We start from the raw sequence: 21,461 nt of genomic DNA, 5'->3' as shown, positions 1-21,461 counted from the left end.
TCGGCGCGCAGAGAAGGCCATACGCTTCAAAAAAGCGCCAAAATTGGGCATTCTTCGCATGTGGTGACCATGGATGCACGGCCTCAGCTCATCGACGCACTTTCCGCCCTGCGCGACCGTGTCGCCGCCGTGCGTCTCCACCTTCCTCTGCCTGGTGCTCCACGCGCCAGGCAGACCCGTGACGAACTGCTTGCCCAGCTCGATGACTATCTCGTGCCCCGGCTGAAGGAGCCCGAAGCTCCGCTTCTGGTTGTTGTCGGGGGATCCACCGGGGCCGGGAAGTCCACGCTCGTCAACTCCCTTGTGGGGCGCCGCGTCAGTGAGGCGGGGGTGCTCAGGCCGACCACGCGTACGCCCGTGCTGGTGTGCCATCCCGACGATCACCACTGGTTCGCCGGGCAGCGGATCCTGCCGTATCTCACCCGCGTCCGGCCGCCCTCTCAGAACGAGACCGAGGCCGCACGCGAGCGGGAGCGGGAGCGGGCTCGTGGCCTCACGCCCGGAGCGCGGACGAGGGCGGCCCGGGCCGAGCAGAACTCGCTGCGCGTCGAGACTGCCGCCTCCCTGCCCCGCGGGCTTGCCCTCCTCGACGCCCCCGACATCGACTCGCTCGTTGTCGAGAACCGGCTGCTGGCCTCCGAGTTGATGTGTGCCGCCGACGTCTGGGTGATGGTGACCACCGCATCGCGTTATGCCGACGCCGTGCCGTGGCATCTGCTGCGTACCGCCAAGGAGTACGACGCCACGCTCGTGTCGGTGCTGGACCGGGTGCCGCACCAGGTACTCGCCGAGGTGTCGCGGCAGTACGCGGCACTGCTGACCAAGGCCGGGCTGGGTGATGTCCCGCGCTTCACGATCCCGGAGCTGCCCGAGTCCACGGGCGGGGGCAACGGACTGCTGCCCGCCAACGCCGTCGCGCCGCTGTTCTCCTGGCTGGCGCACCGCGCGCAGGATCCGGCGGCGCGGCAGCAGGTCATGGCGCGTACGGCGGGCGGCGTGATCGCGTCCCTGAAGAGGCGGATGCCCGAGCTCGCGGGCGCGGTGGCCGCTCAGTACGCGGCGGCCGTACGGCTCACGGGCGCGGTCGAGGACGCGTACGAGAAGGAGCGCGAACGGGTGCGTCGGCAGCTGCAGGCCGGTGCCGTGCTCGCCGGGGACGCGAGGACGCGCTGGCGCGGCTATCCGCGCGACAGCTCCGCGGACGAGCTGCTGGACTCCCTGGTCGCCGGCCTGGCCGCGTTGCTGCAGTGCGCGGTCGCCGCGGCCGACGAGCACATCCAGGAGGCGTGGCGGCGCGAGCCCGCGGCGGGGGCACTCGACGAGCACGGCCGGCTCGATCTCGAGGCGGGGGAGCGGATCGGGATGGCCGTACGCCGCTGGCGGCGGGAACTGGAGGAGCTCGCCGAGGAGGAGGTACGGCGGCTCGAGCGCAAATCCGCGCCCGACCCCGAGACGGTGGCCGCCCTGGTCGCGGCGGCGCTGCTGGGCGGGCGGCGGGCGCGCAGCGCGGGCGAGCAGCTGGCCGAGCGGATCGGTGCGCAGGGAGCGCTGCGGCTGCGCGACAAGGGCGGGGAGCTGGTGACGACGTACATCGACCGCGTACTGCACAGCGAACGCGACCGGCGCCTGGCGCCGCTCGACGCACTCGAGGTGACCCCCGAGCCGCAGGCCGAGCTGATCGCCGCGCTGTCCCAACTGCAGAAGGAGAAGTGACCGCGGATGACCGCCATCACTGACGACGAGAACGCGGCCGGCGAGAGCGCGGCCGGTAACAGCGCGGCCGGCAGGCGCGCGTCCGGCGGGAGCGGGCATGAGGCGGCCGTGATCGACGACGCCGTGGCGTACGTGACCGCGGCGGTGGCGGACGCGAACGGGGCAGAGGCGGGCGGGGGCCGCTGGGACGACGGGCTCATCGCACGGCGCGCGGACCGGCACGACGACGGCGGCGGTGGGGAAGCGGAAGGCAGCGACCAGGAGCTCATCGGGGACGAGGAGCAGCTGCCCATCGGCGGGGCGTACGTCGGGCCGCTACGGGTCAGGCTCGACGCCCTGCGTGAACTCCTCGGGCTCTCTCAGACCAGGCTGGACGGACGCACCCTCGCGGAGGCCGGACGGGTGCTCGACGAGGCCGCGGCCCGCCAGCGGCTCTCGGCCAGGCACACCGTCGTCGCCATCGCGGGGGCGACCGGCAGTGGCAAGTCGACGCTGTTCAACGCGCTCGCCGGGGTACCGATCTCGGAGACCGGGCTGCGCAGGCCGACCACCTCTGCCCCCATCGCCTGCACATGGTCCGACGGAGCGGCAGGGCTGCTCGACCGGCTCGCGATTCCCGGGCGGCTACGGCGCAAGCCGCTGGCCGGCGGCGACGGCGACGAGGAGCTGCACGGGCTCGTGCTGGTCGATCTGCCCGACCACGACTCGGCGATGGTGCGGCACCGGGAGCAGGTGGACCGGGTACTGGCGCTGGTGGACGCGGTGATCTGGGTCGTCGACCCGGAGAAGTACGCCGACGCCGCTCTGCACGAGCGCTATCTGCGCCCGCTGGCCGGGCATGCCGAGGTCACCTTCGTGGTGCTCAACCAGGTGGACCGGCTGCCCGGCGAGGCGGCCGACCAGGTGCTCGACGATCTGCGCCGCCTCCTCGACGAGGACGGCATGGCGGTCGGCGAGCACGGTGAGCCGGGGGCCACCGTGATGCCGCTGTCGGCGCTGACCGGCGAAGGGGTCGGCGAACTGCGGGAGATGATCGGGACGTTCGTGCAGGAGCGCAGCGCGGCGGCGCGCCGGCTGTGCGCGGACGTCGACGCGGCGGCGGCCAAGCTGCGGGCGGTGTACGTCGCCGGCGGCCACAACGGCCTGGGGGAACGGGCCCGCCAGGACTTCACCGCCCGGCTGGCGGAAGCGATCGGTGCCACGGCGGCCGGTGAGGCGGCGGAGCGCGCGTGGTTCCGAAACGCCGGGCGGGCGTGCGGTACTCCCTGGCTGAGGCTGTGGCGCTGGTACGAGCGCACCCGCATGCCCAGCGCCGCCCGGGTGGAGCCGCCGGCTCCGGCGGAGGAGGAGTTGACGGCACGGCAGCGGGTCGAGCAGGCGGTCCGTACGGTCGCGGACGAGGCGGCGCACGGGCTGCCAGGTCCATGGGGGCAGGCGGTGCGTGAGGCGGCGGTGCGCGGGGCGGAAGGACTTCCGGAGGCGCTGGACGAGCTGGCGGTACGTGAAGCCGAGGCGATCGGCGGGAGGCCGCAGCGGCCCGCGTGGTGGCCGGCCGCGGTGATGGCACAGGCGGCGATGACGCTGCTTCAGATCTTCGGCGGGCTGTGGCTGGTGGGCCAGATCGTCGGGGTGCTGGAACCCGGTCTGGTGCCGCCGGTGCTGGTGATGCTCGCGGGGATCGTGGGTGGTCCGCTGGTGGAGTGGGCGTGCGCGGCGGCGGCCCGGGGGCCGGCTCGTCGGTACGGGCAGGATGTGCAAAGACGGTTGCAGGAGGCGGCAGCCGCGTGCGGGCGGGCGAAGGTGCTCGATCCGATCGCGACGGAGCTCATGCGGTACCGGGAGGTGCGGGAGCAGTACGCCACGGTGTCGGGGCCCACACGGCCGGGGGTGGGGCCCGGGAGGGCCGGGCGGGCCGGGGTCGGGGCCGTTGCCCGGACCGGGGCATCGTTCGGGTGACGGGATTGTCCACAACCGCTCCGTTGTCCACAGGGCTCAGCAGGTTCTTCCCGTCCGGTCCAGCATGGAGAACGACCGGTCCGCGGTGACCGGCTCAATGCAACCGGACTGCAACCGGACGGGGAGGTGACCGTCATGAACGACACCATGGTGACGGTGGTGGGGAATGTCGCCACGAATGTGGAGTACCGGGAAACGGCGACGGGCGGGCTGGCGCGATTTCGTTTCGCGGTGCCGTCGCGGCGGTGGGATCGCGGCAGCGGAATCTGGACAGACGGACACACCAGCTTCTACACGGTCTTCGCATGGCGGGCGCTGGCGATGAATCTGGCGGGTTCGGTGTCCGTGGGTGAACCGCTTCTGGTTCACGGTCGGTTGAAGGTGCGCGAGGAGGAGGGGGACGGCAGACGCAGGACATTTGTCGACATCGACGCGGTGGCGGTGGGGCACGATCTGACCCGCGGTACTTCGGCATTCCGGCGGGTGGTGAAGGCGGAGCCGAATGCGGTACTCCCTGGTCGCGCGGGACACGCTGGCCAGGCAGGACGCCCTGGTCAGGCGGGACGCGCCGGACGGGTGGGACAGTCGGGCCAGGCAGGACACCCGGGGCGGGAGGGCCGTGTCGATCGGACCGGACGTCCCGCTGTGACGGAGCATCACGAGGTGGCCGCCGCGCCGGTTCCCGTGCCATGAGCGGACGTTGTGGAGATTTGTCGGCCCAGTCGCGTGGAAAAGGGGTGTACGGAGGCGAACGGCCGGGCGGGGGATAACGATTCCGATTCGGAATGGTTGTCTGACGGTATGACGGGGCAGCCGGCGCTGTGCCGTCCATAGGATTCCCGAGTACTCACGGGGCACTTGAGTCTGCAGGCGAGGCACTCCCCCCACGCGTCACAGCGCCCGCGCGCCCCGCGCGAAAGGTCTCGCCCGGAGGGGAATTCTGTGTTTGCTGTGTTCTCTGCGCCTGTCGTCCGCATGCGGGGCGCCGCCCGCCGGCTCGCCGCCGCGGCCGTGCTCTCGGGCCTGATCGCGACGGGTTCCCTCGCCGGCGCGGGGATGGCCGCCGCCGATGACGGCGCCCAGCACCAGGGCGGCGCGGTCGCCACTCTCGACGGGCTCAAGACCTTCGACCAGGCCGTGCTGCACACCAACGGCGAGAGCCACCAGATCCCCGCCGGGCTCTTCGAGATGACGGTCGACGGCGGCGGCCGGCTGAAGACCTACTGCACAGACATCCACAACCCCACCCAGGACCAGGCCAAGTACCTGGAGACCCCCTGGAGCCAGACCTCGCTGGGCGGCAACGGGAACGCCGGCAAGCTCCGGTGGATCCTGGAGCACTCCTACCCGCAGATAGACGACCTGGCGGCGCTGGCCGAGCAGGCCGGGACCGGGCCCCTGTCGGAGCAGACGGCCGCGGCCGGCACGCAGGTCGCGATCTGGCGCTACTCGGACGGCGCCGATGTCGACGCCGTCGACCCGCATGCGGAGAAGCTCGCCGACTGGCTGCACCAGCAGGCCAGGGCCACCGCCGAGCCCAAGGCATCGCTGAGCCTGGAGCCGAGCGCGGTCTCCGGCAGGGCGGGGGAGCGGCTCGGGCCGGTGACGGTGCGTACCGACGCAGGACAGGTCACCGTGGCGCCGCCCGCCGACGCGGCAGCCAGCGGAATCAAGATCACCGACGGGGCGGGCAAGCCGGTCACCTCCGCCGTGAACGGCAGCAAGCTGTACTTCGACGTTCCCGAGGGGGCCGTCGACGGGTCGGCGACGCTGAGTGTCGGGGCGACCACCTCGGTGCCGGTGGGCCGGGCGTTCGCCGGGGTCACCAAGAGCCAGACACAGATCCTTGCCGGCTCCAGCGAGTCCACCGTCGCCGCGCACGCCACGGCGACCTGGGCGAAGGCGGGCGCGATCCCCGCACTGTCCGCCAGGAAGAACTGCGCCAAGGGCGGCGTGGACATCACGGCCTCGAACAAGGGTGACGCCCCGTTCACCTTCGAGCTGGTGGGCTTCACGCACACCATCGCGGCGGGAGAGTCACGGACGGTGACCATCCCGGTCGCCGAGGACCAGGCGTACGACTTCACGATCACCGGGCCCGACGGATTCCAGAAGAACTTCAAGGGGGTGCTGGACTGCAGGACCACCGGTGCTCCTGGGGAGGGGACCGAGGCGCTCTCGTCGCAGCCCAGCCCGGCCGCGGCCGGCAGCGTGTCCGCGGGCCTCGAGGGGGACCTCGCCGAGACGGGCGGCTCCAGCGCCACCCCGGTGATCGCGGGTATCGCGATCGTGCTGGTCCTGGTCGGCGGCGGTGCGGTGTTCTTCCTCCGCAGGAAGAAGGCGACGACCGCCGACGAGTGAGCACGTGACGGCACGCTGGGTCACTGTGCCGAGTGACGGGCCCGGTACGCGAGGTGACTGCGTACCGGCCGCGTGCGCGGAGCCGGGCGGGGCGACCCTGCGGCCGGGCGCGCAGATCGCGGGCGTGGAGGGCACGGGCGGTTTTCGCCGAGGGACGGACGTACGGCAAGATGGGTGTATCTGCCCACCCACTGCTTGCCGGACGGTTTCTCTTGGCTGAGTACATCTACACGATGCGCAAGACGCGCAAGGCGCACGGCGACAAGGTCATCCTCGATGACGTGACGCTGAGCTTCCTGCCCGGTGCGAAGATCGGTGTGGTCGGCCCCAACGGCGCCGGTAAGTCCACCGTGCTGAAGATCATGGCCGGCCTTGAGCAGCCGTCCAACGGTGATGCCTTCCTTTCGCCCGGCTACTCCGTCGGCATGCTTCTCCAGGAGCCTCCGCTCGACGAGTCCAAGACCGTCCTGGAGAACGTCCAGGACGGTGCCGCCGAGATCATGGGCAAGCTCAAGCGCTTCAACGAGGTGGCCGAGCTCATGGCGACCGACTACTCCGACGCGCTGATGGAGGAGATGGGCAAGCTCCAGGAGGACCTGGACCACGCCAACGCCTGGGACCTCGACGCGCAGCTGGAGCAGGCCATGGACGCGCTGGGCTGCCCGCCCGGCGACTGGCCCGTCGTCAACCTCTCGGGTGGCGAGAAGCGCCGTGTCGCGCTCTGCAAGCTGCTGCTCGAAGCCCCCGACCTGCTCCTCCTCGACGAGCCCACCAACCACCTGGACGCCGAGTCCGTGCAGTGGCTGGAGCAGCACCTCGCCAAGTACGCCGGCACCGTCGTCGCCGTCACCCACGACCGGTACTTCCTCGACAACGTCGCCGAGTGGATCCTCGAGCTCGACCGCGGCCGTGCCCACCCGTACGAGGGCAACTACTCCACCTACCTGGAGAACAAGGCCTCGCGTCTCAAGGTCGAGGGCCAGAAGGACGCCAAGCGCGCCAAGCGGCTCAAGGAAGAGCTCGAGTGGGTCCGCTCCAACGCGAAGGGACGTCAGGCCAAGTCCAAGGCCCGCCTCGCGCGCTACGAGGAGATGGCCGCCGAGGCCGACAAGATGCGGAAGCTGGACTTCGAGGAGATCCAGATTCCGCCGGGCCCGCGTCTGGGCTCCGTCGTCGTCGAGGTCAACAACCTCTCCAAGGCTTTCGGTGAGAAGGTCCTGATCGACGATCTGTCCTTCACGCTGCCGCGCAACGGCATCGTCGGCATCATCGGCCCGAACGGCGCGGGCAAGACCACGCTGTTCAAGATGATCCAGGGTCTGGAGACGCCGGACGCCGGCTCCATCAAGGTCGGCGACACCGTCAAGATCAGCTACGTCGACCAGAGCCGTGGCAACATCGACCCGAAGAAGACGCTGTGGGCCGTCGTCTCCGACGAGCTGGACTACATCAACGTCGGCCAGGTAGAGATGCCGTCCCGCGCCTATGTCTCCGCCTTCGGTTTCAAGGGCCCGGACCAGCAGAAGCCGGCCGGCGTCCTGTCCGGCGGTGAGCGCAACCGCCTCAACCTGGCGCTGACCCTCAAGCAGGGCGGCAACCTGCTGCTCCTCGACGAGCCCACCAACGACCTCGACGTGGAGACGCTCTCCTCCCTGGAGAACGCGCTGCTCGAGTTCCCGGGTGCGGCCGTGGTCGTCTCCCACGACCGCTGGTTCCTCGACCGGGTCGCCACGCACATCCTGGCGTACGAGGGCGACTCCAAGTGGTTCTGGTTCGAGGGCAACTTCGAGTCCTACGAGAAGAACAAGGTCGAGCGGCTGGGTGCGGACGCCGCCCGTCCGCACCGCGCCACCTACAAGAAGCTCACGCGGGGCTGAGGAACCAGGATCGTCATGGCCCGCCATATCTACAGCTGTCCCCTTCGCTGGTCGGACATGGATGCCTTCGGGCATGTCAACAACGTCGTCTTCCTGCGGTATCTGGAAGAGGCGCGCATCGACTTCATGTTCCGGCTGGCGCCGGGGGACGGTTCACCGTCGTTCTCGGGCGGGTCCGTCGTGGCCCGCCACGAGATCGACTACGTACGGCCGCTGGTGCACCGGCACGAGCCGGTGATCATCGAGTCGTGGGTGACGAAGATCAGCGCGGCCTCACTGACGATCGCCTACGAGGTCAAGGAGGCCGACGACCCGCGGCAGGTGTACGTACGCGCCTCCACGATCGTCGTGCCCTACGACCTGGCGGCCGCCCGGCCGCGCCGCATCACCGCGGAGGAGAAGTCCTTCCTCCAGCAGTACCTGGACGACGACGCCAAGGGTGTTCTCGTCGCATGACCGCATCGGCGCCACTGCCCGTACAGACCCTGCGTCTCGCCGATGATCGGGAGACGGAGGATCTCGCCGCCTTCCTCGCGCGGCTGATCCACTACGACCGCGCCGCGGCGGTCCGGCTTCAGGCGGGCGGTGGCGCGCTCGCCGTGTTCGGCCGCCCGCCCTCCTTCGAGGTGCTGGCGATCCGTACGGCACGGCTCGGCGAGGACGTCGAGCTGGATGTGACCGTCTCGGCCGGCGAACTGCTGGAATCCCTCGGCGGGGCGGATGTCACCGTGCCCGCCGCCGTCACCGGGCCGCCGTGGGCGGGCGTGCTGCCGCCGCGCGGCGGCTGGCGCGAGCTGCCCGGCCTGCCCGAAGTGGCCGCGATGCACGGCGCGGTGGCCGCCGCGGTCACCGAGTTCCGTACCCGCGACGAAGCGCTGCCCGCCGAGCGCCGCACCCGTGCCGAGCGGGACCGCATCGGGCGCGAGATCTGGTCGCGCACCGTCGGCGGTACCGGGCTGCCGCTGCGCGCCGTACATGCCGCGCAGTCGCTCGGCTTTCTGCGTCCGGGAGTTCCGGTCGCGCTGCTGTCCGCCGGCGTCTGGCTCAGACTGCGTACACCCTTCGGGTCTGTCGCCGTCCGCACCGGCGGACTCGGCACCCTGAGCGTCACCCCGCGCCAGGCCGGCTGACGGCGGACCGACGGGCAGGCGCCCTGGTTGCCTGTCGGCGTCGTCCGGGGCAACTGCATGGGCAGCGCCAGATTCTGGGCCGCCGTCAGGCGGTGAAAGAGGCTGCGGCAGGCGGTCGCGGGGTCACCGGTTCACCATGGACGCCGCGGCATAGGTGAGATAGCCCCACAGCCTCCGCTCGTGCTCCTCCGACAGTCCGAGCTCGTCGACCGCCACCCGCATGTGCCGCAGCCAGGCGTCGTGCGCCGCCTGGTCCACGGTGAAGGGGGCATGACGCATCCGCAGCCGCGGGTGGCCGCGGTTGTCGCTGTAGGTGCGGGGGCCGCCCCAGTACTGGATCAGGAACAGCGCGAGCCGCTCCTCGGCCGGACCGAGGTCCTCCTCGGGGTACATCGCCCGCAGCACCGGGTCGTCGGCGACCCCCTGGTAGAAGCGGTGGACGAGACGCCGGAAAGTCTCCTCGCCGCCGACCTGCTCGTAGAAGGTCTGCTCCTCAAGTGTCCCGTGCGGAATCTCGTTCAACTGGATGAGCCTCGCAATATGTCTCGGGTCGGCCCCGAGAATGACGGCCGGGGTCCGGGGCAGGCCCCCGGGGAATGCGCTACCCGTCCATGGTCTCAGACGCACCGGCGGAGGACCCCGGCCCTAGGACCACCGGCCGGGACCACCGCAGCCGTACGGCCTGCGGGCGGCTCGCCTCCGGGGCGGCAGCGCAGGAAAGTGGAGGCATGGCCGCAGTCCCGGACCCGTTCGCCGCAGCCGCCGTCGAGGAGCGGCTGTCCTTGGTGCGCGAGATCGTGGCCGGCGGCGGACTGACCGACCCCGCCTGGCGGGCGGCGTTCGAAGAGGTGCCCCGGCATCTGTTCGTGCCGTACTACTTCGACACCCGCGCGGGTGCCTACGAACGTCTGTGGTGCGAGGACCCCGACCCGGTGCGCCGGGACCGCTGGCTGCGCGGTGCCTATGAGGACGGGCCGCTCGCCACCCGGGTGCGCGACGGCGAGCTGCTGTCCTCCAGCAGCCAGCCCTCGCTGATGGCCCTGATGCTGGACGCACTCGAGGTCACCGACGGGGACACTGCGCTCGAGATCGGCGCCGGCACCGGCTACAACGCGGCCCTGCTCGCGCACCGGCTCGGGGACGGGGCGGTGACCAGCGTGGACCTGGACCCGGAGATCACCGAGGCGGCCCGCTCGCATCTGGCCGCGGCGGGTTACCGGCCTGCCGTGGTCACCGGGGACGGGGCGCGCGGCTGCCCCGAGCGTGCGCCTTTCGACTGCGTCATCGCGACCTGCACCCTGCCGTCCGTGCCGTCGGCCTGGCTGCCGCAGTGCAGTCCGGGCGCCCGGATCGTGGCCCCGCTGTCCACCGGGCTGATCGCGCTGCGGGTGACCGGTGACGGGCCCGCCCGCAGCGCCGAGGGCCGCTTTCTGCGGACGTCGGCGTACTTCGTGGCACTGCGCGGCGGGGCGCTGCCCGTGCGGGGACGGACCGGCCGGGTGCCCCGCCGGGTGAGCGACAACGATCTCTTCCGCTTCCTGCTGACGCTGACGTCGGGCAGCCTCGACCCGCATGAGGCGCTCTCACTGTGGGAGCGGGAGCGCCGGCCGGAGCGCAACCGCTTCGGGGTCACCGTCTGCGGAGACCGCCAGTGGGCGTGGCTGGACGACCCGGAGGGCCCGTACATCTGGCCGCTCGGGGGAGGGCGGGAACGGCCGGCCTAGAGGCGAACGGCCGGCCTGGACGGGCACGGCCGACCGGGCGGGCACGGCCGACCGGGCGGGAAGAGCCCGGCCCGGACGGGAAGAGCCCGGCCCGGACGGGAACGGCCGCCTTGGACAGGAAGAGCCTGTCCAAGGCGGCCGGTGTCCTCCGCGGACTCAGCCCCGGCGGACGGTGATCGTCGTCCAGGCGCCGACATGCACCCGGTCGCCGTCGTTCAACGGGATCGGGACATAGGGCTGGATCGGGTCCTCGGCGCCGTTCAGCGTGGTGCCGTTGGTGGAGTTCTGGTCGACGACAGCCCAGGAACCGTCGGGCTGCTGCACCAGCACCGCGTGCTGATGCGAGACGCCCGGATCCTCCGGCGGCACGGACAGGTCGATGTCGGGGGACTCGCCCGTGGAGTGGCGGCGCCGGCCGATCGTGATCTGGCTGCCGGTGAGCGGCAGATGCTGCTCGGGGGAGTACGCGGGCAGATTCAGCCCGGTCGCCTCCGGGCCGCTGCGCTGCATCATCGCCAGGAAGTACTCCCGGTCGGGGCCGATCACAGCAGTCCAGCCCGCGGGAGCGGACGGGTACTGCGGCTGCTGCGGCTGTCCGGGGTGCTGACCCTGCTGAGGCCGGGGCTGCTGCTGGTACGGCGGCGCACCCTGGTAGCCCTGCGGACCTTGCGGACCAGGACCTGGCCCGTTCGGCGTCTGGGTGCCCGACGGAGGCGGCAGCATCCAGTCGTCACCGCCGCCAGTCTGCTGCGGCTGCGGCGGAGCGGGCGGAGCCGGCTGCTGGAAGGCGGACGGCATCGGCGGACCGGGTTGCTGCTGGTACGGCGGCGGGGGTGGCGGACCGGGTTGCTGCTGGTACGGCGGCGGGGGTGGCGGACCACCCTGCTGGAACGCCTGCGGCGGCTGCTGCGGGCCGGGCGGCTCGTGGCCCAGCGGCTCGGCGGGCCGGTTCATCTGCGACGGCCGAGAGCTCTGGTACTCGTACGCGTCGTGCTGCTGGGGCGGCGGCGGGGGCCCCTGGCGCGGCGGCGCGGGCGGGCCCGACTGGAACCCCGGCGGGAGGTTCAGCCCGGCCGACTGCTGCGGGGGCGGTGCGACGGGCGTGTAGGACGTCGCCGTGTTGGTGAGGAAGTTGTACCGGCACTCTTCGCAGAAGGGAGCCATGGCCTCTCGCGGCGTACGGCACTGCGGGCAGAGCTCGGCCTGAGCGGTCGCGTTCGGATCACCCGGGCCCGGGTAGCCGTACCCGGGCGGAGGCGGGAATCCGCCCGTGGGAGCGCCGGGAGGCGCCATGCGATGGCCGCAGACCTCGCACCAGTCGTCGGAACCCGACTGGTGTCCGTTCGGGCAGGTCGGCATGTCGGCGCTTCCCCCTCTCCTCGTCCGGCCTCTGGGCCGCTGTACGTCGTGCTGTTGCAGGCTACTTCTTGACGCGAACCGTCTTCGTGGAGCGCGTCTCGAGGGTCATCTCGTCCGCCTCCGCGACCTTTGCCTTCAGTCGCACAGTACCTGTCGCCGCATCGACGACGTCCACCACCTTCGAAAGGAGTTTCGCAGTGTCCTGATTCCCCGAGTCCGCGGCGAGCTGTACGGCACGCCCGAGTTTGGCGGTCGCGCCGTCCACATCGCCCGACTTGCGGGCTTCCAGCCCCTGTTGGATGACCTGGGCCAGTTCGGCCTGACCTGTGTAGTGCGCGACCTGGGGATTGATCGAGGTCGACGCCGCCATGTCGTCCGTCCACACGGCCCGTACGAGGCCCTGCGACAGCACCTGCGGAGCGCCGCCGTCCGCCGCTGGAACGATCAGTGAGACGCGGGCCGCCAGCATCTCCTGGCCGATCCCGGCGTCGGGCACCTGTACGCACACGTGGTAGTCGCGGGACTCGTCGCCCCATGAGCCGGTGGGATAGTCACCGGCCCGAGGTCCCGCCTCGGTGCGCCGCCCGGTCAGTTCCTCGACCGCCGGCGCGACCTGCTTGACGAACTTGATCTCCACACCGACGGGCGTCCACAGCCGCAGCGCCACGTCCGCGACCTCCTTGCCCATCGCGTTCTCCATCATCTGTGTGAAGTCCGTGGCCAGACCGCTCGGGTCGGCGACGATGTCCGCCGTTCCCAGCAGGGCCGAGGCGATGCCGGTGACCTCCTTGACCTCCCAGTCGGTGCCGACCCCGCGGGCGTCGCAGGTGAAACGGCCTGCGCAGGCGTCCAGGGCGGCCCGCAGATCCTCTGGCGACTCGTGTTCGTTGCGCCCGTCGGTGAGCAGGATGCCGTGCCGGATCGCCACGTCACCGGTGGCCAGCAGCCGGTCCGCCAGCTTCAGCCAGGTCCCGATGGCGGTGCCGCCCCCGGCGCTCAGGCGGCGCAGCGCGTCCTTGGCCTGGGCGCGGGTCTGTGCGTCGGCGACGGCGAGGCGCCCGCCGCCCGGGAAGACCTCGGTCGCCTGATGGGTCCCGGCGACCACCGCGAAGGCGACACCGTCGCGCAGGGTGTCGATGGCGGCGGCCGTCGCGTCCCGCGCATTGCGCATCTTCGTCGGCGGATAGTCCATCGAGCCGGAGCAGTCGACCATGATCACTACGGCGGCGTCCGGTGTCCGCCCCGGTATGTGCGCGGGGGACGCGGACGCCCCGGTGAGCGGGACGCCGCCGCTGGTGCCGCCTCCCGTGGAGGTGACGGTGACGATCGCGTTGACGTCGCGGCCACCCTCCGGAAGGAACTCGTTCTGGTACACCTCGACGGAGAACTGCGGCACCTGGGACTTGGAGAATACGGCCATCTGTTCGGCTCCTCGGGACTCCGCCTGGGCAGAGAGAAACAACACGTCATCGGTCAGGGCGGGTCGGCCTCCGCAGCGGCGACTCGGCAGGGCTCATGCTGTGCTGTAGGCCGATCCTGCCCCCGGCTGCGGCACGGCGAACGGCAGCACCGCAACAGTTACGTTGTCGTGGCCGCCGCCGTCGAGCGCATGGCCGACCAGCACCTGCGCACTGTGCAGCGGCCGTTCGGCGGCATCCGCGGGGACCGCGCGGGCCATCTCGTCGGCGCCCTCGGCGTAGTTCCACAGGCCGTCCGTGCAGACCACGACCACACCGGACCGGTCCGGCTTGAACGAGGCGGTGTGCGGCTCCAGTTCGTACGCGTCCGCTCCCAGCCAGCCCGTGATGGCGTGTGCGCGTTCGTCCGCGTACGCCTCCGTCTCGTTCATCAGACCGGCCGCGACCATCTGCGCGGCCCACGAGTCGTCCTCGGTCAGCCTCGCCGGCGGGCCGCTGCGGTCGTCGGGCACCCAGTAGGCGCGGCTGTCGCCGACCCAGCCGACCACCAGCAGACCGCCGGCAGCCACCGCGCCGACGATCGTGCAGGCGGGAGCATTCTGATGGCGGCCCGAGTCGTGCTCCATGGCTTCTCCCCGACCGGCGTCCGCCGCCAGGGAGTTGACCGCGGATGCCGCCGCGACGATCGCCTCGTGCATGGCCTGCTGCGGATGGGTGCCGCGCGGCAGCGACTCCAGCAGCTGCTCGTTGGCGGCGCGGGCCGCGGCCGCGGACGCCTCGTCCGGGCGGGTCGCCGACGACACCCCGTCGCAGACGACCGCGACCACGGCAGGCGAACCGTCCGGCAGGGCCGTCGACGAGACCGCGAACGAGTCCTCGTTGCGGTGGTGGCGCAGACCGCGGTCGCTGACCGCTGCGACCGAGCCGAGCTCCTGCTCCATGTGGTCCCGCTCGCGCGGCTGGGCATGACCGCAGTTCTCGCAGTAGCCGTCGGTGTCGACCCGTCCGGCCCGGCACGCCACACAGAGCTTGGCGGCGGCCTCGGTGGCCGCGGCGGGCTGCGCGGCGGCACGGGGGTCGGCGGCCACGGCCGTACCCGGCTGGGGTGCGGGCAGCTCGAAGTCCCCGGAGGCCTTTGGCGCCGCCGGGTGCCCCGGCGGAATGTCGTAGCGCACGCCGGGGCCCGGTAGCGGGTCGCCGTCGGAGTCCGTGCCCGGCAGATCGCCGGGCCGGTGGGCCGACGCGGGAGTGCCCGCACTGCCGGCCTCGGCGGCCGGCCACGCAACGGGCGTGCCGATGGCAAGGGTCGGGCGGTCCTGACCGCGCCCGGCGGGTACGGCCGACAGGTCGTACCCGCAGGCGCCGCAGAACAGATCACCCGGCGCCTGAGGTTCCCCGCAGCTCGGGCAGTTCGGCCCGGCGACAGGCTGTGGCATCTGCGACATCAATCACACCCACGTCCGGGGGCGGTAGCGGTTCGCCCGCTCCACCAGCTCTATGCGCTCCTCGCCGCGCTGGGCGAGCCGGGCGAGCACCCGGTAGGAGCGTTCCAGTCCGAAGCGCAGGCCGCGTTCGTCCAGTTCGCTGCCGAGCAGTACGGTCGGCGTGCCCGCGTGAGGCGCGTACGGCGTGTTCGGTGCGGGCGGTACGGGCGGCCGGGCCCCGGGACTTCCGGAGAGTACCCAGTCCAGAGCCGTGCCGAGTACCTCCGTGGACAACTGCTCGCGGCGCACCGCGTCCAGACCGAAGCCCCCGAGGGCCTCCACCTGCGCGGCGGCCGCCGACAGATCGTCGATGAGCGGTTCGTGCACGGCGCGTCGCCGCAGCCTCGCCCGTACGGCCGCGACCCGCGCCGCCGTGTAGTGGATCGACGCCTCGGGAACCGACTCCAGCGTCCGTACGGCTCCTGCCCGGTCGCCCGCCGCGAGCTGCACCCGCGCCAGACCGAACGCCGCGCTGACATAGCTGGGGTCCGTCGTCCACACCAGGCGGTAGTACTCCGCCGCGTTGTCCAGCTGGCCCAGCACCTCGGCACAGACGCCCAGGGCCAGCTTGGGGGCCGGCTCGCCGGGGAACGCGTCGTAGATCGCGTCGAAGGAGAGCGCCGCCGCCTCGTTGTCCCCGGTCACCAGGGCGGTGATGCCCCGGTACCAGACGACGCGCCAGTCGTCCGGCTGCTGCTGCTCCAGGGTGGTCAGCGCCCGGTCCGCGGAGACGAGCTCGCCCATCTCCAGCCGGGCGCGCAGCTCCCGCAGCCTGGTCTCGGGCGAACTCGTGGGCGCGGAGTGCAGCGCGGTGATCAGCTCGGCCGGTGCGGAGGCCATCAGGCCCGCCAGGAAGCCGGCGTTCGGATCGGTCGCATCGACGCGGGGGACGGGCAGCGCGAGCGAGATCGCACGGGTGTCGAGCACGGCGAGCTGCGGCGCGAGAGCAAGGCTCGGAGGGGCACCGGTGAGGGGCCCCGACGCCGTGCGCGGAGCGGGAACGGCGGCCCGCGCCCCGGCCCGTGCGCCCAGTTGGGACACGTCACCGGTCAGCTCCGTGAACAACTGGGTGTCCGTCACCCGCAGTTCCGCTCCGAACAGGGTCGACAGCGCCGGTCGCGGGCGGCCCGTCTGGAGGGCCACCACCTCCCTGAGCACCCCTGTCAGCTGCTCCGCCATCTCCTGAGCGGAGGCGAACCGGCGCGCCGGATCGGGGTCCGTCGCCCGCACGAGCAGCCGGTAGAACGACTCGTAGGTCCGGAAGACCTCGATGTTCTCCGGGTCCGGCAGGGAGTCCACGAACACATTCGTATAGCCCTGGAAGTCGAAGGTCAGCACCGCCAGCGTGCGCGCCACCGTGTAGAGGTCGGAGGCGACCGAGGGACCGGCCTCCGCGACCTCGGGCGCCTGGTAGCCGACCGTGCCGTAGATCGCGGACTCGTCGTCGTCCATCCGGCGGACCGCGCCCATGTCGATGAGCTTGAGCTGGTCCTGCTGCTGGATGGCGTTGTCGACCTTGAAGTCGCAGTACAGCAGGTTCCTGCTGTGCAGATGGCCGAGCGCCTCCAGCGCCTCGATCCCGTACGCGCACGCCTGCTCGACGGGCAGCGGATCGCGCCGCCCGTCCGGGCCGCGCCGCTCGTTGGCGATCTCCTTGAGCGCCTTGCCGCCCACGTACTCCATGACGATGTAGCCGTCGAGAGAGCCGGTGCGCTGGTCGAGGTGCTCGACGAAGTTGTAGATCCGCACGATGTTGGAGTGCTCGATCTCGGCAAGGAAGCGGCGCTCCGAGATCGCCGCTGCCATCGCGTCCTGGTCGCCGGTGTCCAGCAGACCCTTGAGCACCACCCACCGGTCCGAGACCGCGCGGTCCACGGCCAGGTACACCCAGCCCAGGCCGCCGTGGGCCAGACAGCCCATCACCTCGTACTGCCCGTGCACGATGTCGCCCGCGGCCAGCTTCGGTACGAACGAATAGGGGTGCCCGCACTTGGTGCAGAAGCCCTCCGTACGCCCGGGCCGCTCCCCGCGCGCACGCCCGACCGGGGCGCCGCAGTCGGAGCGCGAGCAGTACCGCTTGCGCTCGGGAACCTCGGGATCGGCCATCACCGCCGAACGCGGGTCGGGGCGCGGCACCTCCGGTACGGACACCAGCCCTGCACCCAGCCGGTTGCGGCTGGACGCGCCGGTCGAGGAGCCGGAGCTGCGCACCGAGACCGACCGGGTGGAGGTGCTGCTCCCGGTCAGGGAGCGAGACAGCCGGCCGGACACCGAGCGGCGCGAGGACGCCGAACGCGACGAAGCCCGCGAGGAACGCGAACTGCTGCGCGCCGACCCGGAGTCCCGACCGCCGGCGGTGATACCTGTCGGCTGGGAGGCGACCATCCCGTTCGCCGAGACGACGGGCGCGAGACCGCAGGTGTCGCAGTACAGCTCGCCGCCGCCCATGTCCTCGTAGTGGCCCTCGCAGCCGGGGCGCTGACAGTTGTTGATCTCGCTCACGAATCCCCCCTGCGGTCGGCGGGCCCGGAGATGCCTCCGGGCGCTCTCGGCACCAGGACCTCTGCGGCCGCATGCTGATAGCGCAGCACCGCCTGCTCGGCGACGCGCAGATCGCACGGAGCGCTCCACAGCATCCGGCGCGCCGCGTCGTACCGCTCGATCAGCAGCGGGTCCTCCGCCATCCCGTGCCGGGCGACCTTCGCCTTGTACGCGTCCAGGCGGCCGCGCAGCTCGGCGCGGACCGCCAGCGGCGCCGTGACCGCCGTCAACGACTCACGGGCACGCAGCAGTTCGTCCTCGGCCTCGCGCTCCAGCGACTCCAGCAGCGGCGACAGCCGGTGCCACTGCGCGTGCCTGCGGTACTCGGCGGCCGTGGCGAGCCGTTCCTGCAGGACGGTCGGTGGCCCGCTCACCGCGGGCACCTCGGAGGCGGCGATCTTCGCCAGCACCTCGCCGCGGGCGGCACGGGCCTCGGTCAGCGTCCGGTCGGCGCGCGAGAGGACGTCGCGCAGCCGCAACAGCCGCTCCTCCGAGTCCTGGCGGACCCGCAGCACCGCCTCGATCTCCCGGCGTACGTCCTCCAGGGCGCGCGCGGCCCGGTCGTAGCGGTCCGTGTCGGGCCGGCCGCCGCCCGGCGCCGAACTGCCCTGGGCGGAACGCCAGAAGGCGAGCGGGTCGGACACCACCTGGACGCGTAGCGCGGACAGCTCGTGGGTGATGGACTCCAGGTCGTCGCCCGAGGGGTGCTCGCCGGGCCGCACGCCCACCGAGTGCGCCAGCGAACGGGTGCGCTGCAGCTCGGCGGAGAGCAGATCTATCCGGGCGGGCAGCGCCGACCACACCGCGTCCGCGGTCACCACCATGTCCAGCGAGCTCGCGTACAGCTCGTTCATCCGCGCGACCAGCTCCGCGAGGGTGAACTCCTCGGAGAGCCTGGCGGGTCCGGTGATCGACGGTGCGGGCCGGGCCGCCGGGCTCGCCACCGTCACACTGCGCCCGCGCAGCCGCTCGGTCAGCTCGGCCAGGTCCTCCCGACTGGGCCGGTTGCGCCGGGCGCGCACCTCACGGATGTCGTGCAGGGCGGCGGTGTACGCGTCGAAGTATCCCCACAGCAGCGTGATCGCCTGCTCGGCGTCGTTCCAGCGCTCCTTGGTGACACCTGTCAGCTCGGCGCCTTCGAGGAGCCTGCGGCCGGCGTGGTCCTGCAGAGCGAGGAGCGAGGTCTCGACCGCCTCGTGCTCCGCGTCGAGCCGCGCCATCGCGCGGTCCACCTCGTCCCGGTCCATCACCGGCCCGTGCGGTCTCCCCGCGGAGCCGGGGAAAGGTCCCGCGACGCCCATCGATCACCTCTCCGTTCGTACGCACTGTTCCTGGCGGACCAGGCTTGTTCTCTAGCCGGCCTTGTACTTCGGCTGCGGCGGCCCGGATATCCCGGGCAGATCCGCGGCCAGCCACTTGTTGTACGCCTGCATCCAGGGGCCCTTGCGATAGTCGACCAGCACCTGGTTCACCCGCTTGACCAGGTCGTCGTTGCCGAGCTTGGTGGCGACGCCGTAGTACTCGGTGGTGAACGGCTTGTCGCCCTTCAGCTCCACCGCCGGGTCCTGCGCGGCCTGGCCGGCCGCCAGCGCGTTGTCCGTCACGACCGCGTCCACCAGCCCCTGCTGCAGCCTGACCAGGCAGTCCAGCTGATTGGGGACCGTGTACAGGTCCTCGTCCTGCGACTGCCCGTCGTGCTCGTCCCTGAACGTGGCGCCGAAGCTGTTCCGCTCCAGGGCCTCGTACGCCGTCGAGCCCTCGGCGGAGCAGACCCGCTTGCCGGTCAGAGACTTGTCGTACCCGGTGATGGACGAGCTCTTGGGCGCGAGCACCTGCTGGCCCGCCTGGAAGTACGCCGTGGAGAAGGCGACCTGGTCGATCCGGGCACAGTTGATCGTCATGGTGCGCACGACGACGTCCACCGTGCCGCTGTCCAGTGCGGCGACGCGCTGGTTGGTCGGTATGGCACGGAATATGACGGCCTCGCGGTCGCCGAGGATGTCCTCGGCGATGGCCCGGGCCAGGTCGATGTCGAAGCCCTCGATGCCACCGCCGGCCGGATTGCGGTAACCCCAGCGGTAGCTGTTCTGGTCGACGCCGACGATCAGCCGGCCCCGCTCCTTGATCGCGTCGATGGCGGGCCCGTCCGCCCCGGACGGCTGGAGCGAGGCCTCCGGCTCCTTGCAGTCGTCCGCCTTCGCGGAGGCGGACGCCGTCCCATGGCCGGCAGGCGTGGAACTCAGCGCGTCCGCGCCGCCCTGGGACAGTGGCAGCAGGGTGACGGCCGCGGTCAGCGCACAGGCCGCGGCCATCCCCGCGACGCCGCCCCAGCCGCGGAACCTGGCCCTCGTGTCCGACATCGCTCCCCCTCTCACCGGTACTCCGAAAGCCTGCGGTTGATCCCGAGGATCGCGCCGACCGCGCCGAGCACGGCCAGGGCCGCGGCCCCGACCGGCAGCCCGGCGAGTGCCCCGCGCCCGTCCTTCGCCGCCTCGGTGAACTCGCGCTGCTCGTGTGCCAGCGCCTGCTCCAGTGCCTGGTCCACCTTGTCGAAGCACTCGCCGGTGGACCCCTTGTCGCCGATGACCTTCTCCAGCGCGCCCTCGTAGTCGCCGGCCCGGTCGGTCCGGGCCACATCGGCGTGCCGGTCCTGCCACGCCGACATGCCCTTCGCCGCGCTCTCGACGGGGCCCGCTCCCTCGTCGTCGTCGGCCAGCTGCTGCGCCCGGGTCAGCTCCTTGCCGAGCCGGTCCATCCCGGCGCCGAACTCCGTGGCGTACTTGTCGTTCTTGCCGTCGTCCGTGAGCACCGCGCCCCGGGCGACCAGGGTGAGATTCTCGTTCGCCCGGGCCTTCAACGATGCGATCCGCGCGTCGTTGAGCACCTTCAGAGACTGCTGCCCGTGCGCCTCGGCGTCGTTCAGCTGGGCGCGGGCCACCGTGTGCCCCACGGCCAGCCACAGCAGCACCACCGTCGAGGCAGCGGTGGCCGCGAGCAGCCCGTGGTTGAACACACGGTTCGTACGCCGGTAGTTGCGCCGCTGTGCCCACACCAGGCCGCCGATGGCGACCACGCCGATCGCGAGCGAGACGACGGGCCAGAAGCGGGCGTCGTCGTCGTCCTGCTCGAGACGGGCCGTCTCCGCGTCGTACAGCTTCTGGGCCGCGGGAAGCAACTGCTTGGCCATCTGCTCGTTCGCGAACCGCAGATACGCGCCGCCCAGCGGCCGGCCCAGCCGGTTGTTGGCCCGGGCCGTCTCGATCAGGCCCGCGTAGCGCGGCAGCCCCTCGTTCAGCGTCGCTATCTGGTGTCCGGAGTCGCTCGAACTGTCCGTGTTCGCGGCCGCCTTGACCAGCAGCCGGGAGGCGAGCGCAATGTCCTTCTCGTACCGCTCGTGGACCGCGCGCGGCTCCTCGGCGCCGGCCAGGAAGCCGCTGGACGCCGCGGTGTCCGCGTCCGCAAGCGAGCGGTAGATCGAAGCGGCGTCCGCGCTCAGCGGCTGGCTGCGGCTCACCACGTCGTCCGCCGCGGTGGCCCGGTCGGAGATCTCGAAGGCCGTCGCCACTCCGAAGGCCAGGACGAGCGCCGCGAGCGCGGCCCCGATGATCTGCAGCCGTCCGGGCTCGGTCGTCGCCGCGGTACGCAGCCGCCGCTTGGCCTCGGCCCAAGCACCACGGCCGGCGGGCGGCTGGACGGGTGGCTGCGTGGGCGGATGGACCGGCGGCTGCGCGGACGCCGTCGCCGGAGCCGACTGGGGCGCGGTGCGCACATTCGGCGGGTGTGTCACGTGACCTCCCCCTCGGTCGCTGACGTCGGTCCGCCCCCCGGCGGGTCAGTAGGACGACTCCCGGCCAGCAGTATGGCCGTAGGGGACTGCTTCACACCAGAATTGCCTGGA

16 protein-coding genes are annotated in these 21,461 nt (G+C 71.9%); 8 read left to right on the top strand and 8 right to left on the bottom strand.

The window, feature by feature from the left end:
- Window positions 1-69: 69 nt before the first annotated feature.
- The 7 genes from ACFYWI_RS20375 to ACFYWI_RS20345 all read left to right on the top strand — a co-directional run bounded on the left by ACFYWI_RS20375 (window position 70) and on the right by ACFYWI_RS20345 (window position 9,037).
- The gene (locus ACFYWI_RS20375; RefSeq protein ID WP_389234043.1) at window positions 70-1,713 is read left to right on the top strand and encodes a dynamin family protein; all 1,644 of its coding nucleotides are present in this window, start codon (window positions 70-72) and stop codon (window positions 1,711-1,713) included.
- Window positions 1,714-1,719: 6 nt separating this feature from the next.
- Window positions 1,720-3,669: a GTP-binding protein gene (locus ACFYWI_RS20370; RefSeq protein WP_389234039.1), complete on the top strand. Its 1,950-nt coding sequence runs from the start codon at window positions 1,720-1,722 to the stop codon at window positions 3,667-3,669.
- A gap of 135 nt (window positions 3,670-3,804) precedes the next feature.
- Window positions 3,805-4,362 (top strand): single-stranded DNA-binding protein, encoded by a 558-nt coding sequence (locus ACFYWI_RS20365; protein ID WP_389234036.1) that lies wholly within the window; start codon window positions 3,805-3,807, stop codon window positions 4,360-4,362.
- A 282-nt stretch (window positions 4,363-4,644) separates the two neighbouring features.
- Window positions 4,645-6,030, top strand: coding sequence for an LAETG motif-containing sortase-dependent surface protein (locus tag ACFYWI_RS20360; protein ID WP_389234146.1), 1,386 nt, complete (start codon window positions 4,645-4,647; stop codon window positions 6,028-6,030).
- 212 nt (window positions 6,031-6,242) lie between these two features.
- A complete protein-coding gene (gene ettA / locus ACFYWI_RS20355) occupies window positions 6,243-7,907 on the top strand; it encodes an energy-dependent translational throttle protein EttA (RefSeq protein ID WP_389234033.1) in 1,665 nt (554 codons plus the stop codon).
- Between the two features lie 15 nt (window positions 7,908-7,922).
- Window positions 7,923-8,363 carry an acyl-CoA thioesterase gene (locus tag ACFYWI_RS20350; RefSeq protein WP_389234030.1) on the top strand — a complete coding sequence of 147 codons (441 nt, stop codon included), beginning with the start codon at window positions 7,923-7,925 and terminating at the stop codon, window positions 8,361-8,363.
- Window positions 8,360-9,037 carry a hypothetical protein gene (locus ACFYWI_RS20345; protein ID WP_389234027.1) on the top strand — a complete coding sequence of 226 codons (678 nt, stop codon included), beginning with the start codon at window positions 8,360-8,362 and terminating at the stop codon, window positions 9,035-9,037. Before ACFYWI_RS20350 ends, ACFYWI_RS20345 begins: the two co-directional genes overlap by 4 nt.
- A 123-nt stretch (window positions 9,038-9,160) precedes the next feature.
- Here ACFYWI_RS20345 and ACFYWI_RS20340 read toward each other — a convergent pair whose 3' ends face one another.
- Window positions 9,161-9,559 carry a globin gene (locus ACFYWI_RS20340; RefSeq protein ID WP_389234024.1) on the bottom strand — a complete coding sequence of 133 codons (399 nt, stop codon included), beginning with the start codon at window positions 9,557-9,559 and terminating at the stop codon, window positions 9,161-9,163.
- A 206-nt stretch (window positions 9,560-9,765) separates the two neighbouring features.
- Between ACFYWI_RS20340 and ACFYWI_RS20335 the strand changes: the two genes are divergently transcribed.
- Window positions 9,766-10,761, top strand: coding sequence for a methyltransferase domain-containing protein (locus ACFYWI_RS20335; protein ID WP_389234021.1), 996 nt, complete (start codon window positions 9,766-9,768; stop codon window positions 10,759-10,761).
- 156 nt (window positions 10,762-10,917) lie between these two features.
- On the opposite strand, the gene ACFYWI_RS20330 is transcribed toward ACFYWI_RS20335, so the two are convergent.
- From ACFYWI_RS20330 to ACFYWI_RS20300, 7 genes are all read right to left on the bottom strand, one after another.
- The gene (locus ACFYWI_RS20330) at window positions 10,918-12,120 is read right to left on the bottom strand and encodes an FHA domain-containing protein (protein ID WP_389234018.1); all 1,203 of its coding nucleotides are present in this window, start codon (window positions 12,118-12,120) and stop codon (window positions 10,918-10,920) included.
- A 61-nt stretch (window positions 12,121-12,181) separates the two neighbouring features.
- Window positions 12,182-13,540, bottom strand: a complete 1,359-nt coding sequence (locus tag ACFYWI_RS20325) for a VWA domain-containing protein (RefSeq protein WP_389234015.1) — start codon at window positions 13,538-13,540, stop codon at window positions 12,182-12,184.
- Window positions 13,541-13,633: 93 nt separating this feature from the next.
- Window positions 13,634-14,983: a PP2C family serine/threonine-protein phosphatase gene (locus ACFYWI_RS20320; RefSeq protein ID WP_389234012.1), complete on the bottom strand. Its 1,350-nt coding sequence runs from the start codon at window positions 14,981-14,983 to the stop codon at window positions 13,634-13,636.
- Between the two features lie 3 nt (window positions 14,984-14,986).
- The gene (locus ACFYWI_RS20315) at window positions 14,987-17,470 is read right to left on the bottom strand and encodes a tetratricopeptide repeat protein (protein ID WP_389234143.1); all 2,484 of its coding nucleotides are present in this window, start codon (window positions 17,468-17,470) and stop codon (window positions 14,987-14,989) included.
- Window positions 17,471-17,520: 50 nt separating this feature from the next.
- The gene (locus ACFYWI_RS20310; RefSeq protein ID WP_389234009.1) at window positions 17,521-18,864 is read right to left on the bottom strand and encodes a hypothetical protein; all 1,344 of its coding nucleotides are present in this window, start codon (window positions 18,862-18,864) and stop codon (window positions 17,521-17,523) included.
- Window positions 18,865-18,915: 51 nt separating this feature from the next.
- The gene (locus ACFYWI_RS20305; RefSeq protein ID WP_389234006.1) at window positions 18,916-19,923 is read right to left on the bottom strand and encodes a glutamate ABC transporter substrate-binding protein; all 1,008 of its coding nucleotides are present in this window, start codon (window positions 19,921-19,923) and stop codon (window positions 18,916-18,918) included.
- Between the two features lie 11 nt (window positions 19,924-19,934).
- On the bottom strand, window positions 19,935-21,350 hold the full coding sequence (locus ACFYWI_RS20300; RefSeq protein ID WP_389234003.1) for a hypothetical protein: 1,416 nt from the start codon (window positions 21,348-21,350) through the stop codon (window positions 19,935-19,937).
- Window positions 21,351-21,461: the final 111 nt, after the last annotated feature.

Origin of the sequence: Streptomyces sp. NPDC002889 (assembly GCF_042888425.1) — a bacterium.
Taxonomy (GTDB): Bacteria; Actinomycetota; Actinomycetes; order Streptomycetales; family Streptomycetaceae; genus Streptomyces.
This window is presented reverse-complemented; position numbering and strand designations above follow the sequence as displayed.

What these genes read in the sequence shown, in the direction of transcription:
- ACFYWI_RS20365 (WP_389234036.1), top strand. Translation starts at nt 3,805, where the DNA reads ATGAACGACACCATGGTGACGGTGGTGGGGAATGTCGCCACGAATGTG.
- ACFYWI_RS20315 (WP_389234143.1), bottom strand. Translation starts at nt 17,470, where the DNA reads ATGGGCGGCGGCGAGCTGTACTGCGACACCTGCGGTCTCGCGCCCGTC.
- ACFYWI_RS20360 (WP_389234146.1), top strand. Translation starts at nt 4,645, where the DNA reads ATGCGGGGCGCCGCCCGCCGGCTCGCCGCCGCGGCCGTGCTCTCGGGC.
- ACFYWI_RS20345 (WP_389234027.1), top strand. Translation starts at nt 8,360, where the DNA reads ATGACCGCATCGGCGCCACTGCCCGTACAGACCCTGCGTCTCGCCGAT.
- ACFYWI_RS20350 (WP_389234030.1), top strand. Translation starts at nt 7,923, where the DNA reads ATGGCCCGCCATATCTACAGCTGTCCCCTTCGCTGGTCGGACATGGAT.
- ACFYWI_RS20320 (WP_389234012.1), bottom strand. Translation starts at nt 14,983, where the DNA reads ATGTCGCAGATGCCACAGCCTGTCGCCGGGCCGAACTGCCCGAGCTGC.
- ACFYWI_RS20310 (WP_389234009.1), bottom strand. Translation starts at nt 18,864, where the DNA reads ATGGGCGTCGCGGGACCTTTCCCCGGCTCCGCGGGGAGACCGCACGGG.
- ACFYWI_RS20335 (WP_389234021.1), top strand. Translation starts at nt 9,766, where the DNA reads ATGGCCGCAGTCCCGGACCCGTTCGCCGCAGCCGCCGTCGAGGAGCGG.
- ACFYWI_RS20370 (WP_389234039.1), top strand. Translation starts at nt 1,720, where the DNA reads ATGACCGCCATCACTGACGACGAGAACGCGGCCGGCGAGAGCGCGGCC.
- ACFYWI_RS20330 (WP_389234018.1), bottom strand. Translation starts at nt 12,120, where the DNA reads ATGCCGACCTGCCCGAACGGACACCAGTCGGGTTCCGACGACTGGTGC.
- ACFYWI_RS20375 (WP_389234043.1), top strand. Translation starts at nt 70, where the DNA reads ATGGATGCACGGCCTCAGCTCATCGACGCACTTTCCGCCCTGCGCGAC.
- ACFYWI_RS20325 (WP_389234015.1), bottom strand. Translation starts at nt 13,540, where the DNA reads ATGGCCGTATTCTCCAAGTCCCAGGTGCCGCAGTTCTCCGTCGAGGTG.
- ACFYWI_RS20305 (WP_389234006.1), bottom strand. Translation starts at nt 19,923, where the DNA reads ATGTCGGACACGAGGGCCAGGTTCCGCGGCTGGGGCGGCGTCGCGGGG.